This is a genomic window from Caloramator australicus RC3, assembly GCF_000297115.1.
GTDB classification, from domain to species: domain Bacteria; phylum Bacillota; class Clostridia; order Clostridiales; family Caloramatoraceae; genus Caloramator; species Caloramator australicus.
Genome location: NZ_CAKP01000016.1, coordinates 1 through 17,412, shown reverse-complemented (window position 1 = coordinate 17,412; position 17,412 = coordinate 1). Strand labels below are relative to the sequence as shown.

At 33.3% G+C, this 17,412-nt stretch carries 14 protein-coding genes; 13 read left to right on the top strand and 1 reads right to left on the bottom strand.

Annotation, left to right across the window (positions count from 1 at the left end; all coding sequences use genetic code 11):
• The 13 genes from CAAU_RS01750 to CAAU_RS01695 form a co-directional block, all read left to right on the top strand.
• On the top strand, positions 1-551 hold a 551-nt coding region (locus CAAU_RS01750; protein ID WP_040305655.1), incomplete at its 5' end, for an RNA-guided endonuclease TnpB family protein.
• Between the two features lie 84 nt (positions 552-635).
• A complete protein-coding gene (locus CAAU_RS14120) occupies positions 636-902 on the top strand; it encodes a glycerol-3-phosphate responsive antiterminator (RefSeq protein WP_083852757.1) in 267 nt (88 codons plus the stop codon).
• A gap of 97 nt (positions 903-999) precedes the next feature.
• Positions 1,000-2,040, top strand: a complete 1,041-nt coding sequence (locus CAAU_RS01745; protein WP_008907714.1) for an FAD:protein FMN transferase — start codon at positions 1,000-1,002, stop codon at positions 2,038-2,040.
• A gap of 160 nt (positions 2,041-2,200) precedes the next feature.
• The gene (locus CAAU_RS15345) at positions 2,201-3,634 is read left to right on the top strand and encodes a peptidoglycan-binding domain-containing protein (RefSeq protein ID WP_008907713.1); all 1,434 of its coding nucleotides are present in this window, start codon (positions 2,201-2,203) and stop codon (positions 3,632-3,634) included.
• 107 nt (positions 3,635-3,741) lie between these two features.
• A complete protein-coding gene (locus CAAU_RS01735) occupies positions 3,742-4,788 on the top strand; it encodes a substrate-binding domain-containing protein (protein WP_008907712.1) in 1,047 nt (348 codons plus the stop codon).
• Positions 4,769-6,289, top strand: a complete 1,521-nt coding sequence (locus CAAU_RS01730) for a sensor histidine kinase (RefSeq protein ID WP_008907711.1) — start codon at positions 4,769-4,771, stop codon at positions 6,287-6,289. The genes CAAU_RS01735 and CAAU_RS01730 overlap by 20 nt, the downstream gene beginning before the upstream one ends.
• Positions 6,283-7,893 (top strand): response regulator, encoded by a 1,611-nt coding sequence (locus CAAU_RS01725; protein WP_008907710.1) that lies wholly within the window; start codon positions 6,283-6,285, stop codon positions 7,891-7,893. The genes CAAU_RS01730 and CAAU_RS01725 overlap by 7 nt, the downstream gene beginning before the upstream one ends.
• Positions 7,886-8,974 carry a sugar ABC transporter substrate-binding protein gene (locus tag CAAU_RS01720; RefSeq protein ID WP_008907709.1) on the top strand — a complete coding sequence of 363 codons (1,089 nt, stop codon included), beginning with the start codon at positions 7,886-7,888 and terminating at the stop codon, positions 8,972-8,974. Before CAAU_RS01725 ends, CAAU_RS01720 begins: the two co-directional genes overlap by 8 nt.
• A 179-nt stretch (positions 8,975-9,153) precedes the next feature.
• Positions 9,154-10,239, top strand: a complete 1,086-nt coding sequence (locus CAAU_RS01715; RefSeq protein ID WP_008907708.1) for a sugar ABC transporter substrate-binding protein — start codon at positions 9,154-9,156, stop codon at positions 10,237-10,239.
• A gap of 81 nt (positions 10,240-10,320) precedes the next feature.
• Entirely contained in the window at positions 10,321-11,841 is a 1,521-nt protein-coding gene (locus CAAU_RS01710; protein WP_008907707.1) for a xylose ABC transporter ATP-binding protein, read from the top strand.
• A gap of 11 nt (positions 11,842-11,852) precedes the next feature.
• Entirely contained in the window at positions 11,853-13,028 is a 1,176-nt protein-coding gene (locus tag CAAU_RS01705; RefSeq protein ID WP_008907706.1) for a sugar ABC transporter permease, read from the top strand.
• 120 nt (positions 13,029-13,148) lie between these two features.
• Positions 13,149-14,903: a methyl-accepting chemotaxis protein gene (locus CAAU_RS01700; protein WP_008907705.1), complete on the top strand. Its 1,755-nt coding sequence runs from the start codon at positions 13,149-13,151 to the stop codon at positions 14,901-14,903.
• 160 nt (positions 14,904-15,063) lie between these two features.
• On the top strand, positions 15,064-17,019 hold the full coding sequence (locus CAAU_RS01695) for a diguanylate cyclase domain-containing protein (protein WP_008907704.1): 1,956 nt from the start codon (positions 15,064-15,066) through the stop codon (positions 17,017-17,019).
• A gap of 80 nt (positions 17,020-17,099) precedes the next feature.
• Here the strand turns inward: CAAU_RS01695 and CAAU_RS01690 are convergent.
• Positions 17,100-17,412 (bottom strand): UPF0236 family transposase-like protein (locus CAAU_RS01690; RefSeq protein WP_192811163.1); only part of this gene is annotated, 313 nt, incomplete at its 5' end.

The following is a 17,412-nucleotide window of genomic DNA, read 5'->3' as shown; positions in this document are numbered from 1 at the left end:
TAGGTATAGATTTAGGAATTAAAGAATTTGCTATTTTATCAGATGGAACAAAGGTAGAAAATCCAAAATGGTTAAGAAAAACAGAAAAAAGAATTAAAATTATACAAAAATCATTATCAAGAAAGCAAAAGCAAAGTAAAAACTATGAAAGGACAAGACAAAAACTTGCAAAACTACACGAAAAAATATCAAATCAAAGGAAAGATTTTCTTCACAAATTATCTTCTAAAATTATACACGAAAACCAAGTGATAGTTTTAGAAGATTTACAGGTAAAAAATATGCAACAAAATCATAAATTAGCCAAAGCAATAACAGAAGTATCATGGGCAGAATTTAGAAGGATGTTAGAATATAAAGCAAGATGGTATGGCAGAGAAATAATAATAGCACCACAAAATTATGCATCAAGTCAAACATGTAGTGAATGTGGATATAAAAATCCTGATGTAAAGAATTTAGCATTGAGAGAATGGAAATGTCCAAAGTGTGGTGCAGTTCATGATAGAGATATAAATGCAAGCAAGAATTTGCTAAAATTAGCCATGTGATTGGTATATATGGGGAAGGAACAGCCCTTTGAGCGTGGGTAATCTGGTAACAGAAGTTACCTTGACCACGAAGCCACCACCTCTATAAGTGGGGGTAGTTCACTTGCTATACAAAGGATTTTCCTATTAGATTCAAGATCCCTTGAAACCGGGATAAAAAACATTTTAGAAGATAGGCCAAATGCAGTTGAGATAATGCCAGGCCTTGCATATAAGGTGATCAAAAAAATACATCGCCATATCAATGTCCCGGTAATTGCGGGGGGATTAATTTTAGATAAAAGCGATGTAGAAAATGCCCTCTCCAGCGGAGCAGTAGGGATATCCACCTCCAGCAGAGATTTATGGTAACCTCCTTTGCAGGGATATTAAATTTTGTTAACAATTGCACAAAGCCCCTCTTAATGATAAAATACAATTTGTAAAATAAATGTAATGGGGGATGGAGATGAAAAAGGGAATTTTTTTATTTAGCCTTTTAATGTTTTTTGTTTTAATTTTTTCTGGCTGTAAAAAAGAAGCTAAAATACTACAGGAACCATTAGAAAAAACGGACTTTTTCCTTGGGACAGTATGTTCTATTAAAATATATGATGATGTTGACTCTACTGTTCTTGAAAAAGCCTTTAAAAGATTAAAGGAGATAGAGGACAAAATGACGATAAATGCAGAGGGCAGCGAAGTTGATGAGGTTAATAAAAATTCAGGAATAAAACCTGTCAAGGTTTCAGAGGATGTTTATTACGTTATTAAAACAGGCAAGGAATTTGGAAAAGTTTCAGAGGGATTATTTGACATTACAATAGGGTCTATAGTTAAATTATGGAATATAGGAACAGATTATGCCAGGGTTCCAGAGGATTATGAAATAAAGGAAAAACTTCCATTGGTAAATTATGATGATATAGAATTAAACGATAGCGAAAAGACGGTCTTCCTAAAGAAAAAGGGAATGATGATAGACCTTGGAGGAATCGCAAAGGGTTATGCCGCCGATGAGGTTTGCAGAATACTTAAAGAAAACGGCGTTGAGCATGCTATTATAAACCTTGGTGGAAATGTTCTTGCAATGGGAGAAAATCCTGTTAAAAACAGGGATTGGAATATAGGAATACAAAACCCATATTCGATAAGAGGGGATTATTTTGCTATTGTTCCAATAAAGGATAAAACAGTTGTATCCTCGGGAGTTTATGAAAGATATTTTGAAGCTAATGGTAAAAGGTATCATCATATTTTAGATACCAAAACAGGGTATCCTGTAGAAAACAATTTAGTTGGAACGACAATAATAACAGATAAATCGATAGTAGCAGATGCATTGTCTACTACCATATTTGCTGCGGGAATTGAAAAGGGTTTAAAAATAGTAAACAGCATGGAAGGTGTAGAGGCAATTTTTATTACAAAGGACAAAAAGGTTTATATAACAGATGGGCTAAGGGGTAAAATTAACATAACAAATGAGGAGTTTAAGCTTGCAAATTAGAAAAAATTACAAAAATGTATGGAATTTTTTTCATATTGTGTTATAATATATGATAGATATTACGAAAAGTTAAGTTTTGGGTAGAGGGGTTGGTTTAATAATTAACAAACAATACCTCATCACCCTTCGTAATATTAAATTTTAGGTAAGGGGGATTAGTATGAAAAAAAGCATTAAAGTATTGACCTTTGCCCTTGCTGTTATGATTGCACTATCTTCATTTACAGTAAGCAATGGTCCAAAATTCTTTAAAGCTGATGCAGTTTCAGCAGCTACAAGCGGTGAAAGCAATAACAATCAAAACAAAACACAAACTGATACTAAAAAGACTAACACCACAACTAAGAAAACTACTCAAACAAAAACTACTACACAAACAAATGTAAAGGTTAATCGCTTGCTTGCATTAAACTCATATGGTGAAGATGTTAAAACATTACAAACATTGCTCAACAAATATGGATACAATCTAAAGGTTGATGGAATCTACGGACCAAAAACATTAGCAGCGGTTAAGGATTTTCAAAAGAAACATGGCCTTAAAGCAGACGGTGTTGTTGGACCAAAGACAATGGCAAAATTAAACCCAGCGCCTGTTAATGTTGCAAAGAATACTACAAAGCCAACAACTAACCCAAGCACAAACAATGAAGTTAAGAAGGAAAAGGCTATCATTAAGGTAGGAAAGGTAGATTATGCTGCCCATGGAACTAAGTGCTTTACATTTGCAATCGCTGCAGTTGAGGGCGATAGAATAGTTGCAGCTTATATCGACGATTATCAGTTTATGAGCAAGGACGTAGCAAAGGGAGTTCCAAACTCAGATGCTGATTTTGGAAAGAACTATCCACAGGGAATGGTTCTTGCATCAAAGATGACAAATGCAGAATACTATTCACAGTTAATGAAAGATAAGGCAAAATCAACAGTTCCAATTGATAAAAACTTCGAAGCTATAATTGAATTTGTAAAAGGAAAGACTATAAAAGAACTTGAAAATATCCTTGCATCAACACCAAAGGATAAGATGGCAGATGCAGTAAGTGGTGCAACTCTTGCTGATACCCATGGCTATATAACAGCAATAGTTGAAGCTGCTAAGGCTGCTAATAGCAGTCCAGAAATTGAAGTTACTGCAGATGAACTTAAGGATCTAAAGGTTGGAAAGGTTGACTTTGCGGCACACGGAACAAAATGTTTTACATTAGCTGTAGCATTCGTATCAGGAGACAAGATTGTTGCATCCTACATGGATGATTATCAATACATGAGCAAGGACGTAGCAAAGGGAGTTCCAAACTCAGATGCTGATTTTGGAAAGAACTATCCACAGGGAATGGTTCTTGCATCAAAGATGACAAATGCAGAATACTATTCACAGTTAATGAAAGATAAGGCAAAATCAACAGTTCCAATTGATAAAAACTTTGAAGCGATTTATAAATTTGTAAATGGAAAGACAATAAAGGAACTTGAAAATATCCTTGCATCAACACCAAAGGATAAGATGGCAGATGCAGTAAGTGGTGCAACCCTTGCTGATACTTATGGATATATAACAGCAATAGTTGAAGCTGCTAAGGCTGCAAGATGATAATTAGTATACATTGATATACCCTCACTTTTTAAAAAAGTGGGGGTTATTTTTGTGTTTTTTATTGTATGGTATAATTAATATAAAAATTAGCGGAGGAATATCTGATGAAAAGTCGGGATTTTATTAAATTTTTATATAATTATATAATTTTAATATTGATAATATTAAATATATTAGCCGGAGTTATACTCTATAGTATTGATAACAAGGACATAAAACCGATATTTTCTAAACCTAAATATCGTTTTTATTTTATTGCTCAAAATACTGTTGATCCCTTTTGGATGGAAGTAGTAAGAGGGGCAGAAGCAGCTGCAGGGGATTTAAATATTGCCATTGAGTTTTGTGCCCCCCGTTTTAGTGACATTCGGGAGGAATTAAAATATATTGATATTGCAACTCTTGCAAAAGTTGATGGAATTATAACCCATGCATTTAATACGGAGGATTTTACAAAGCTAATAGACAGGGCCTATTATAAGGGAATTCCTGTTATAACTCTTGAAAACGATAATAATAAAAGCAAAAGGTATGCCTTTGTTGGAACAAATAGCTTTGAAATAGGAAAGAAGGCTGCGCTACTCTTAATTAAAGCTACAGGGGGAAGGGCTAAGGTTGCTGTTATTTCTAATAGCGATTCCAATGGGGATTCTATTGAAAACAATCTAAAAATGAACGGTTTTTTAAGCACCATAAAGGATTATCCTGAAATGAAGGTTGTAAAGTATTACACATCTAAAATGGGGATTTTAAGTGCGGAGGAGATTACACAAAAGATAATCGATTCTAATGAAGGGATAAACGCGATATTCACAATAAGTTCAGCGGATACCTTAGGAGCTGCGCAGCTTATCGTGGATAGGAATATGGTTGGCAAAATTACCCTTGTTGGCTATGGGATTTCAGAGGAAATAACCCGCTATATTGAAAAGGAAATAATTTATGGGACGGTTGCAAGTGACCCATATAACATGGGATATGAAAGTATTAAGGCCCTTGTTGAAATAAAAGAGGGGAAAAATATTCCGACCTTTATAGATTCAGAAATAAGGGTAATAACAAAGGATGAGCTTTTTAATTTAAGAAAAAAGGAAATGCTAAGAAATAAATACCGAAAGTGGGAGAGCTTATATGAACAAGGAGATATTTAAGTTTTTAGGAATTAGAAAAAGACTCATAATTTATTTCCTCTTTACTATTTTCCTTTTGACCAGCACAAGTTTTTTTTCATTTTATACTGCAAAGGTTGTAATAAACAATACAAATAGCATTATAAACGATTATATATACTTAAATGAACTAAAATATAACATAAATGGACTTATGACGGAGCTTGAAAAATATCTAACAACAGCATCATCCGAAAACCTTCTTAATTACTATAATTATTATAATCGACTTCAGGAGATTTCAAATCAAATTTCCAGGACTCTTGAATATGATAATAAGCTTCTTATTTTAATGGACATCGGCAATATGCTTGATGAACTTTTAAGGGAAACGGATAAAGCCGTCCTTGCTAAAAGGGGGAGAATAAGCAGCAGATATATTTCAAATTTTCAGCGTTCAATAGAAATAAGTGAATATATAAATCAATATTATGACAAACTTCTAGACAGCAAACTTAAAACAGAATCAGAAAGATATCAAAACATAAATAAGAATATGAGTTTTGTAACTTATCTAAGTTTTTTGACAATAATAATATCAATTTTTTTATCTTTATATATAGCTATTATGTCAACATATAGGCTTACAAAGCCCATATCCGACCTTTCCAATTCGGCAGAAAAGGTAGCTAAAGGGCACTTTGACATAGAAATTTACAAGCCAAACACAGGAGATGAAACGGATATACTTGCAGGTGCATTTATTAAAATGGTAGACAGCATTAAAAATTATATAAATGAGCTAAAAAAACAAGCTGAGGTCGAAAAAAGATTAAAGGAACAGGAACTCCAAAATATAAAGATGGCAAGCCTTTTAAAGGAGGCAGAACTTAAGTTTTTACAATCTCAGATAAATCCCCACTTTCTTTTTAATACTTTAAATGCAGCTTCTCAGCTTGCTATGATAGAAGGCTCTGATAAAGCTTCCGAATTTATTGAAAATATAGCACAGCTTTTTAGATATAATTTAAAAAATATAGATGATTTAGTTCCATTAAGGGATGAAATAGAGCATGTGAAAAATTATATGGGAATATTAAAAATGAGGTTTGGAAATAGGATAGAGTTTTTTAGCGATATAGATGAAGGGGCCCTCGATGTTAAAGTTCCAAGAATAACCCTACAGCCAATAGTTGAAAATGCTTATGTCCATGGGCTTCAGAATTTAGAAAGGCCTGGCGAAATACACCTAAATGTTAAATCTATGAAAGAAAATATAATAATCGAAATAATAGATAACGGGATGGGAATGGATGAAGATACAATACAAAAAATACTTTTATCGGCTACAGATGAAAGATTATCTAAAAAACATGTTACTGGAATAGGTATGAATAATGTTTTGGAAAGGCTTGAGATTTTATTTGATATTCAGGATAGATGTGAATTAATAAGTATAGAAAGTAAACTGGGTTATGGAACCAAGATAACATTAAGAATACCAAAGGGGAATTCACGAATAAAGGATGTGAAGGTATGTTAAAGATTTTGATTGTTGATGATGAATATCTTGTGCTTGATTCTCTGAAGATGATAATATCTAAAAATTTTGAAGATGTTAAGGTCATTGGGACTGCAAGTTCAGGTAGAGAAGCAATAGAAAAGGCAATTGAGCTTAAACCGGATGCCATATTTATGGACATTCATATGCCAGGAATTGATGGAATAGAAGCCATAAGGCAGATTAAGGCAGCAAATAACGATGTATTTTTTGTTATACTTACGGCCTATGAATATTTTGATTATGCTAAAGAAGCACTTAATTTAGGAGTTTTTGAATACCTATTAAAGCCTATAAACAAATCAAAGGTAATTGAAACGATAAGCAAACTATCTGCTGCTGTTGAAAACAAAAGGAGAAATTTTCTAATAGAAGTAGAATTAAAGGATAAAATAAATAAAATTATTCCTTTTCTAGAAGCACAGTTTGTTTCTTATAAGATGTTTAATGTTGGAACATTGAATGAAGTGCAATTTTATGAAGGCATATTTAATATGGATCTTAAACATGGCTATGCTATGTGCATTTTATTTTCTGACTTTGAGGATAGAGGTAAAGTAGAGAGCCTTAAGGGAAGGCAGGACAAACAAAATTTTTATGACCTTTTAAAGATAAAGTTAAAGGGGTTAACCAATTGTCTTATAGGAAGACCATTGTCAGATAGAATAGTAGCTTTTATTCCTGTTAATGAAGCGGAAAATATAAATGATATAAAGGATAAATCCGTTAAGTTAGGAAAGAGGCTAACAGAAAAATTAATGGGATCAACTGATATAAAGTTTAAAATAGGGATAGGAAGGGTTTATGACCTTGAAGGATTCCCAAGGTCCTGTAGTGAGGCTTATCTTGCCGCAGCTACTAAAACTGATGGAATTATAATTCATTATGAGGATATACCATTAAATTTGCAATCCTCCTATGATTATAATAGTAACATTGAAAATTTGTTTTTGAACTCAATAATTACAGGGAATTTTAACGAAGCCCATGAGATTTTTAAAGAGATATTTGTTTGGCTTAACAGTATTTATTTAGAAGATATCGATAGGATAAAGGCAAAATTAATAGAACTAGTTTTTTTAATAGAAAGGGCAGTTTCCCAAAGGATTGATAATTTTAGTGACATTAAGCAAAAAGTTATTTTATCCTTATTAAAGATAAGCAATGGAATCGAATTAAGAATGCAATTTCTGCAATTTATATCCGATTTAGCCTATCAAATTCAAAATTCAAAAAACGGCAATATAGATGGAATTGTTTCAAAGGTTTTAGAGTATATAAATAAAAATTATCATCAGGATATATCTTTACATGATATAGCAAAAAGCGTCAATTTGAGCTACCATTATTTAAGCAAAATCTTTAAGGATAAAATAGGTAAGGGATTTATAGAATATTTAACAGAGCTTAGGATAGAAAAATCTATGCAGCTTCTTATAAATCAAAATTTAAGCATTAAGGAGATCTGTCAGCAGATAGGATACAGCGATCCAAATTATTATTGCAAGGCCTTCAAAAGGGTGACAGGAATGACGCCAACAGAGTATAGACTTTCAAGAAATGTAAGGGGGGATAATCTTGCTTAAGGATAGGATATTAAAAAACACCCTTACAGTTATATTGGTTGTTATTCTTTTTATTGAACTTTCTTTTATTTTTATAAAGCTTTATAAACCTGATTTTTATTTAAAACAATCTAATGGATCTAATTCTGAGAATAATAACAAAATTAAAATAGGTTTTTCCCTTGGGACATTAAAGGAGGAAAGATGGATAAAGGACAGAGACATTTTAATTACAAAGGCAAGAGAATTAGGGGCAGAGATAATAGTTCAAAATGCCAACAACGATGATCAGGACCAGCTAAAGCAAGTTAAATATCTATTAGATCAGGGTATAGATATTCTTATATTAGTTCCTAATGACTATAAAAAAGCCTCTAAAGCTGTTGAAATGGCAAGGGAAAGGGGGATCCCTGTAATTTCCTATGATAGGCTTGTTTTGAATTCAAATGTCGATCTTTATATAAGTTTTGACAACGTAAGGGTTGGAGAACTCATGGCCTTATGGTTGTTAAAAAAGGTAAAATGGGGGAATATTTTTATTGTCAATGGAGCTCCTAATGACTATAACACAAAAATGATTAAGGAGGGTTATGACAGGATATTAATGCCCTATGTTGAAGCTAAGAAAATAAACATAATAAAGGAGGAATGGGCAGAAAACTGGCTAAAGGAATATGCCTTTAGTGTTATTGATAAAGAACTTCAAAGGGGCACTAAAATTAATGGAATAATAGCAGGGAACGATAGCTTAGCAGAGGGGGCAATTGAAGCCTTATCGGAACACAGATATATGGGGAAGGTTTATGTTGTTGGACAGGATGCTGACCTTTGGGCATGCCAAAGAATTGTTGAGGGAACTCAGCTTATGACGGTTTATAAGCCTATTGACAAATTAGCAGAGGCAACGATTGAAATGGCCATAAAACTTGTTAAAAAGGAACCTTTAAATATAGAAAGGAAAATATTTGATGGCAAATACTATGTTCCGTATTATGTTTTGCAGCCAATTCCTGTTGATAAGGACAATATTGAGGAAACGATAATAAAGGACGGATTCCATTTAAAGGAAGAAGTATATATAAAAAAGGATGGCAGTCAATAGAAAATTCTATTGACTGCAATTTTTTACTACAAAAAATTACTACTTCAAAATTTTAAATTTGAATAATAGCTAATTTATGCATAAACTTTGCAAATAGGTCCAGAGACAAGCATCTTCATTTGTGCAATAATTTTAATAGAATTAATAATCAAAAAATTTAAAAATCAGGGGGGTTAAAAATGAAAAAGATCATTGCGTTTTTTATGTTAGCAATGATGATGCTAGGACTAACATCCTGCGGAACAAAAAAGGTGGATGTTGGTATAGTATTGCCAACAAAGGATGAACCAAGATGGGTTCAGGATGAAACAAGATTTAAGGAAGCTCTAAAGGATACCGATTATTCAGTTGAAATTTTATTCAGCCAAGGATCTTCAGCAAAGGAAAAGGAAAATGTTGATGCTTTAATTGCAAAAGGAATTAAAGTGCTTATAATTTGCCCACATGATGGTAATGCAGCTGCAGCTGCAGCAGAAGCTGCTAAAAAAGAAGGAATAAAGGTTATATCCTATGACAGATTGATAACTAATACCGACGCTGTTGATTATTATGTAACCTTTGATAGCATTGCAGTTGGTGAAGCTCAAGCACAATACCTTGTAGACAAAGCAAAGGGAAAAGGAAATCCACTTTATCTTTATGCAGGGGCAGCATCAGACAACAACGCATTCCTATTCTTTGAAGGTGCATGGAATGTTTTGCAGCCAAAGATTGCTGATGGAACATTCGTTATAAAGAACTCAAGCGAAGCCGTTGCTCTTCAAAATAAGCCAAAATTAACTCGTGATGAAATGGCAAGAATAATAGGCCAGATTACAACAAACTGGGATTTCAATGAAGCAAAGAGAAGAGCAGAAGACAACTTAACAGCTGCTAAGAAGGAAGATAAGGGTAATGTATTTATACTTGCACCAAACGATGGAACAGCTCGTGCTATTGCAGATGCCTTTGCAGCAGATAAAGATGTTACAAGCTATGTAGTAACAGGACAAGACGCTGAAAAGGCTTCAGTTCAGTATATAATCGATGGGAAACAATCAATGACAGTATTCAAGGATGTTAGAACGCTTGTTAAGGATGCTATAGCAATGGCAAAGGATTTACTCCAAGGAAAAGAACCAGAAACAACAGGAACATATAACAACGGAAAGATTGATGTTAAGGCAAAGCAAACAGAAGTTATAGTAGTTGATAAAAACAATGTAAAGGAAGCATTAATAGATTCAGGCTACTATAATGCTTCAGACTTTACAGGAATACAATAATGCAAATATGAATAGTGATAGTTTATGCTATCACTATTCATTTCTTAATCCATTAAATGTAATTTCAAGGAGTTTGGTGTTATGAGTGAATACATTTTAGAGATGAAGAATATAACAAAGACATTTCCAGGAGTTAAAGCATTAGATAACGTTGACTTTAGAGTAAAAAAGGGAGAGATTCACTGCTTAGTTGGAGAAAATGGTTCAGGGAAATCAACACTCATGAAGGTATTAAGTGGGGTTTATCCTTTTGGAGAATACTCGGGAGAAATTATATTCGATGGGAAGCCTCAAAAATTTAAAAGTATAAACGATAGTGAACGTGTTGGAATTGTTACGATATATCAGGAACTTGCACTTATTCCTGAGCTTACGATATATGAAAACATATTTTTGGGGCATGAAATAAAGAAAGGAAACTTCATCGACTGGAATGAAACTATAGTAAGGGCAAAAAAGATGCTAAAAAAGGTTAAGCTGGATATAAATCCAACACTAAAGGTTAAGGACCTTGGGGTTGGCATGCAGCAGCTTGTGGAGATTGCAAAGGCCCTTTCAAAAAACGTAAAGCTTTTAATTTTAGACGAGCCAACAGCAGCTCTAAATGAGGATGACAGCGAAAACCTATTAAAATTAATTAAAGAGTTAAAAGAGCATGGAGTAACATGTATATTGATTTCCCACAAATTAAAGGAAGTTATTTCTGTTGCGGATTCAATTACAGTGTTAAGGGATGGTAAGATGATTTCATCCCTCGAGGTTGGAAAGGATGAGATAAGCGAAAATATAATAATAAAACATATGGTTGGAAGGGAAATAGAGGATATTTATCCAAAGAGAAAGAAAAAGGAGTTTGGAGAAAAGATCCTTGAGGTAAAAAATTTAAGCGCTTATGATCCTAATCTAGGAAGACAAATCCTAAAGGATGTTGAGTTTAATGTTCGAAAGGGTGAAATCGTAGGAATAGCTGGACTTATGGGTGCAGGGAGAACAGAGCTTGCTCTGTCCATATTTGGAAATCCCAAAGGTTATAGGTTAAAGGGTGAAATTTATGTTAATGGACAAAAAAAGAAATTTACAAAACCAAAGGATGCAATAAGAGCTGGAATTGCTTACGTATCAGAGGATAGAAAGGGAAATGGTTTGATCCTAATAGATGATATTAGAAACAATATTTCGATTACAAACCTTAAGGAACTTACAAAAAACGGGTTTGTAAATGAAAATGAGGAGATTAAAGTTGCCAATGAATATAAAGAGTCATTAAGGATAAAAGCACCAAGCGTTGAACAAAAGGTTGGCAACCTTAGCGGCGGGAATCAACAGAAGGTTTCCCTTGCAAAGTGGCTTTTTGTAAAACCCCATGTCCTTATATTAGACGAGCCTACAAGGGGTATTGATGTTGGTGCAAAATATGAGATATATACCCTCATGAATCAGCTTGTTGAAAAGGGAATGAGCATAATAATGATTTCATCTGAACTTCCTGAAATTTTAGGAATGAGCGACAGAGTATATGTAATGTCGGGAGGTAGAATGGTTGGTGAACTGCCTATAGAAGAAGCAACCCAAGAAAAAATAATGGAACTTGCAACGAATTAGGAGGCATTGTTATGAGGTTTATGGATGAAGCTAAATATCTTTTAAAACAAAATATACGTGACTATGGAATGTATGTTGCCCTTGCGGTTATAATGATAATTTTTACCGTTACGACAGGAGGACTTTTTATATCATCAAGAAACATAAGTAACCTAATAAATCAAACAGGCTATATAGCTGTTTTGGCGGTTGGCATGACTTTAATAATCGTTATAAGGCATATCGACCTTTCGGTAGGATATCTTGCAGGATTTTTAGGTGCAATTGCTGCTATACTTTTAACAAAGGCAGGGGCACCTGTATATTTAACTATTTTAGTAGTTCTTGTATTAGGAACTTTAATAGGACTTTTTAATGGTTATTTGGTTGCCTATGTTGGAATACCAGCCTTTGTGGCAACACTTGCAGGAATGCTGGCCTTTAGGGGGGCGCTTCTTTTAGTTACAGAAGAGACAGGAACGATTATAGTTCCAAATAAAAGTTTTAATGCCATTGGTAATGGATTTATTCCTGATATTGCCCATATTCCAGGAATTCATCTTTTAACCCTTCTAATTGGTGGACTAGCGATAGTCTTTTATATATACAGCGAATTTAATGTTAGAAAAAACAAGATTAAATACAATTTTGAGGTTATATCCTTTAAGATGTTCATATTAAAACTTGTCCTTGTTTCATCGATAATTGCTTATGTTACATGGATTTTATCAGGATATAATGGACTTTCCTGGACGGTTGTTATAGTTATTATCGTTGTCGCTATATATCATGTAATAACTACGAAAACTCCCCTTGGAAGATATATATATGCAGTTGGTGGAAACCCTGAGGCTGCAAAGCTTAGCGGTATTGATGTAAGTAAGATTACATTGATAGTTTTTGGATCGATGGGCCTTTTATCAGCCCTTTCAGGAATACTTTACACAGCAAGACTTCAATCTGCAACAACAACAGCAGGAACGCTGTTTGAGCTTGATGCAATAGCAGCTGCTTATGTTGGTGGTGTTTCAGCAGCAGGCGGTGTTGGAAAGGTTACAGGTTCTATTGTTGGTGCCCTTGTTATGGCGTCTCTAATAAACGGAATGAACTTAATGGGAGTTGGAATATCCTATCAGTATATAATAAGAGGTGCTGTTCTTGCAGCAGCAGTTATATTTGATGTAAAAACCCGCAACAAGAGTAGATAACAAGATCCCCCTAAAGCGTCTGGATTTTCCAGACGCTTTTATTATAAAGTTTTGTGCTAAGTAAACGATAATTTTAGTGAGGATTTAAGGACAACAAAAGCTAAGGAGGTTAAATTTACAATGAAGAAAATGGCCGGAACAAGTATTAAAATAAAATTAGTTGCAATGTTCATAACAGTAATTGTATTTAGTATGGGAATTTTAGGTATTGCTTCATATGGCATATCAAAAAAATCACTTTCTGATCTTGGAAACAGAGCATTGAAAAACAAGATAAATATGGGTATTACATTTATGGAGGCATTAGAAAGTCAAGTTCAAGAAGGAAAACTTACTAGGGAGGAAGCTCAGGAAATTTTCAAATCTAAAATGTTAAATCCTAAAAAGGGTGATGGTAAAACAAGAGGACAAAATGAAAAGTTAGAATTAGATATAGGAGCTTACATGTTTGCTATAAATAGTCAAGGAATAGAAATGATGCATCCTTTTAAGGAGGGCGATGATATATCTAACATAGTAGATCCTAAAGGAAACAATATCGTGAAATTAATTATAGAAGAGGGTAAACATCCAAAAAATAATGGCATTATAAAATATTATTGGAAAAATCCGGGAGAAAATAAAATTAGAGCTAAAACAAATGCAGTAGCATACTTTGAACCATGGGATTGGTATGTAAATGTTGGAGCTTATGATGAAGATTTTTATAGGCCAGCCCAAAAGGTTTTAAACATTATACTTTTGTTTTCTTTGATAAACCTTTTAGTAGGGTCCAGTTTGATATTGTGGTTCCTTAATAAAAAACTAAATCCATTAAAGGAACTTTCTGAATCTATGAAGGAAGTTGCAGAGGGTAATCTAAATATAGAACTTGAAATTAAAAGCAATGATGAAATAGGAAAAATACAAGAGAGTTTCGGAAAAATGCTAAAGGCCCAAAGGGAAATGATAAAGAAAATAAAGGTTAGCGTTGAGGAGGTATTGGGACAATCGGAAAACTTATCAGCTACATCTGAGGAGATGGCCTCAAGTTCACAGGAAGTTGCAAAGACGATGCAGCAGATAGCAGAAGGTTCCTCCTCCCAGGCAAATGATTTACAGGAAATAGTAGGGCTTATGACAGAGTTGACGCAAAATATAGAAAATGCATTAAGGGAATTAGCAACAGTTAAAGATGAAACTCTAAATACATCTAATAGGGCAAATATTGGTAAATCAGAGATGGATAAATTAATTAGGACAATAGAGGATATCAAAAATGCGTTTGAAATAGTAACATTAAAGGTTAATAATCTTACAAATTCAGTTAAAGAGATAAGCAATATAACTAACGTAATAACCTCAATAGCAGAGCAAACAAATTTACTTGCATTAAATGCTGCAATAGAGGCGGCAAGGGCAGGGGAGGCAGGAAGAGGTTTTGCAGTAGTTGCGGATGAAGTTAGAAAGCTTGCAGAGGAGTCGAAGAAGTCTGCTAGTGAAATAGTTGAACTTGTAAATTCAATTGAAAAGGATACGGATGATGTAATAATTACATCAAAGGATGTGGATGGATTTATAAAATCCCAGGCAACAGCAGTTGAAAAAACAGTAGCCTCCTTTGGGGATATACTGGAATCTATTGAAAGAATAGCACCTCTTATGAAGAATACCTATAATGCTATGGATGAGATGGTAAGCTCCAAGGATAAAGTTCTTTTAAAGGTTGAGGCGGTAAGTGCAGTAACGGAAGAAAACACAGCAGCAGCTGAAGAGGTTGCAGCATCTTCAGAGGAGCTCTCGGCATCCTCACAGGAGGTTGCAGCAACAGCCAATACTTTAAATCAGCTTGCTACTGATTTAGCTAATGCTGTTGAAAGATTTAGGTTAAATTAAAAGGATATTGTGCTTAAGGCAGATTATCAATATCTGCCTTTTATATTTAATAATGGATTTGCTATAATTTAGATTTTATATTGCCTTTTATATCTAATTATTGTAAAATTAGTTTAAACAATGATAAATTGTGTCGAATTATGTTATAAAGGTGAGAATTATGAAAAAGAAGAAAATTAACTTAACAAATATAGCTATAATTCCACTTATTGTGGTGATTATATCCATATTTTTAACTATGTTCTCTACTTATTTAACAGGAAGTAAAATGATTAAGAATAACACTAAGGAGTTTGGGCTTAACATTGCAAAAGAGGTTGCTGTTGCTATAGAAAATAACGAAACTTCATTGAGAAAGATTGATAGAGCCTTTGAAGATAAAATTGTAATGGCTGGGAAAGCGGTTTTATTAAATGGTAACAAGATAAACAATACCCTGTTAAAAGAATACGCATATAAATTGGGTGTATTTGAATTAAATCTATTTAACAATGAGGGTAAAATAGTATATTCAAACATTGATGAATATGTTGGATTGATTGCGCCAGAGAATCATCCTATAAGAAGATTTATGAAAAGCAGTTATTCTGAGTGGGTAGAGGAGGACATAAGAAAGGATGTATCTTCCGATAGGTATTTAAGATATGGCTATGTTAAGAATAAAGATGGTTCAATAATCCAAGTTGGAATTCTTGCAAATGAAATATATGAACAAAGAAGAATTTTTAACCCCCAGATATTATTAAACCATTATATTAACGACGATAATATTCTTTATATTTTGCTATATGACAAAAATTTAAGTGTAGTCTCTTATGTGGGAAATTTTCAACAAGAAAAGATTAATGATAAACCATATCTTGATGAAGTATTAAATGGCAAAACAGTTGTAAACGAGATGATAGATAAAGAAGGAGAAATAAATATAGTTAAGATTCTAATGCCCGTGTTTTCAGAGGGTAAAATTACAGGCATTTTAAGTATGGGACTATCCCTAAAAAGCCTAGTCATATCCCTATATAAATATTTTGCTATTTCTTTACTCATGGCATTATTAACTTCTTTGATTATTTTATTCATAGTTAATAAAAAGATTTTAAAGCCTATTGATGTCTTGTCTGAAGATCTTAGTCAAATCGATTTAGAGGGAAACTTAGAATATAGAGTTGAGATTTTTGAAAATGATGATTTTGCTGATCTTAAAAGGGTAATAAATGAGATGCTTGATAAGATAAATGGATATGTAAATAATATAAAGGAACATAAAGAGGAGCTTTTGGCATCTAATGAGGAGCTTGCTGCAACGGTTGAGCAGCTTTCTGCAGCAGAGGAGGAGCTTAGGGCCCAATACGAGGAAATCCAATCTTATAATGAAAGATTACAAGAATTGCAACAAAAGTATGAAATAGCCATCGAAGGAAGCAACAGTGCCGTTTGGGAAATTGATTTGGAAAAAGGGACAATTAATTTGTCAGAAAGCTTCCTTCAAATGATGGGTATTAGTTTGTATGGTGAGAATGATTTATCAAAAGTTTTTGATACAGTTTTAGAGGAAGAGGATAAACAAAGGCTTATAGATTCCTATTATAGATATATCCATGGCTATTCTGATGGGATATATTCACAGATAAAAATGAAAGATTCAAAGGGAAGAACAAGATGGTTTTTGATTTCGGCAAGATGTATTAAGGATATTAAAGCAAGAAAACTTTATGGTATTTTAACTGAAATAACAAGGCTCAAAGAACAAGAGGAAGCCATTACTTTTCTTGCCTACAATGATCACTTGACAGGACTTCCTAATAGAAGAATGCTTGAAAAGACTTTTAAAGAAGTTGTAAAGGACGGACATGGTGCAGTTGTATTAATGGATTTAGATAATTTTAAAAATATCAACGATACTAAAGGGCATGTTTTTGGAGATGCACTGCTTAAAAGTGTGTCGGAATTTTTTAGCCAAATGAAGGAAGAAAATATAAACTTTTTTAGATTTGGTGGGGATGAATTTATAATATTGATTAAGGATGAAAAGGATACTGAAAAAATTGAAGGTAAAGTAAAAAATATTATAGATAATTTAGCAGAAAAAATAAAGGATGTTCTAAAAGGAGGATAGTGTCAAGATATTGTAGGTTAATTTTTATAGACAACCCCTTAAATTAGCTAGTTTCAAGGCGTTTGTTAAATTTAAAAAACTTAAATTATATTTTCATATTTTATTGATTTTAATATCCTGTAAATTGGCGTTACTTTCCCTATGTTCAATATCGTTATATTATTCATAACTTCACGTGAAGATTTATTTATCTTTCTTATCGCTTCTTTTATTTTCTTCTTACTTACCTTGAAGGCTTTTTCATCTTCCTTAAACACACTTATTTCCCTTAAATTTCCTCCATTCTTGCTAAATACCCTTAGCTTTGCCATTATCTTTAATCCTTCCTTGCTCCATCCTAATGGCCTGCTGCTTAATCTCGCCGATAATACATGGCTTACATGCCCTTCTGCG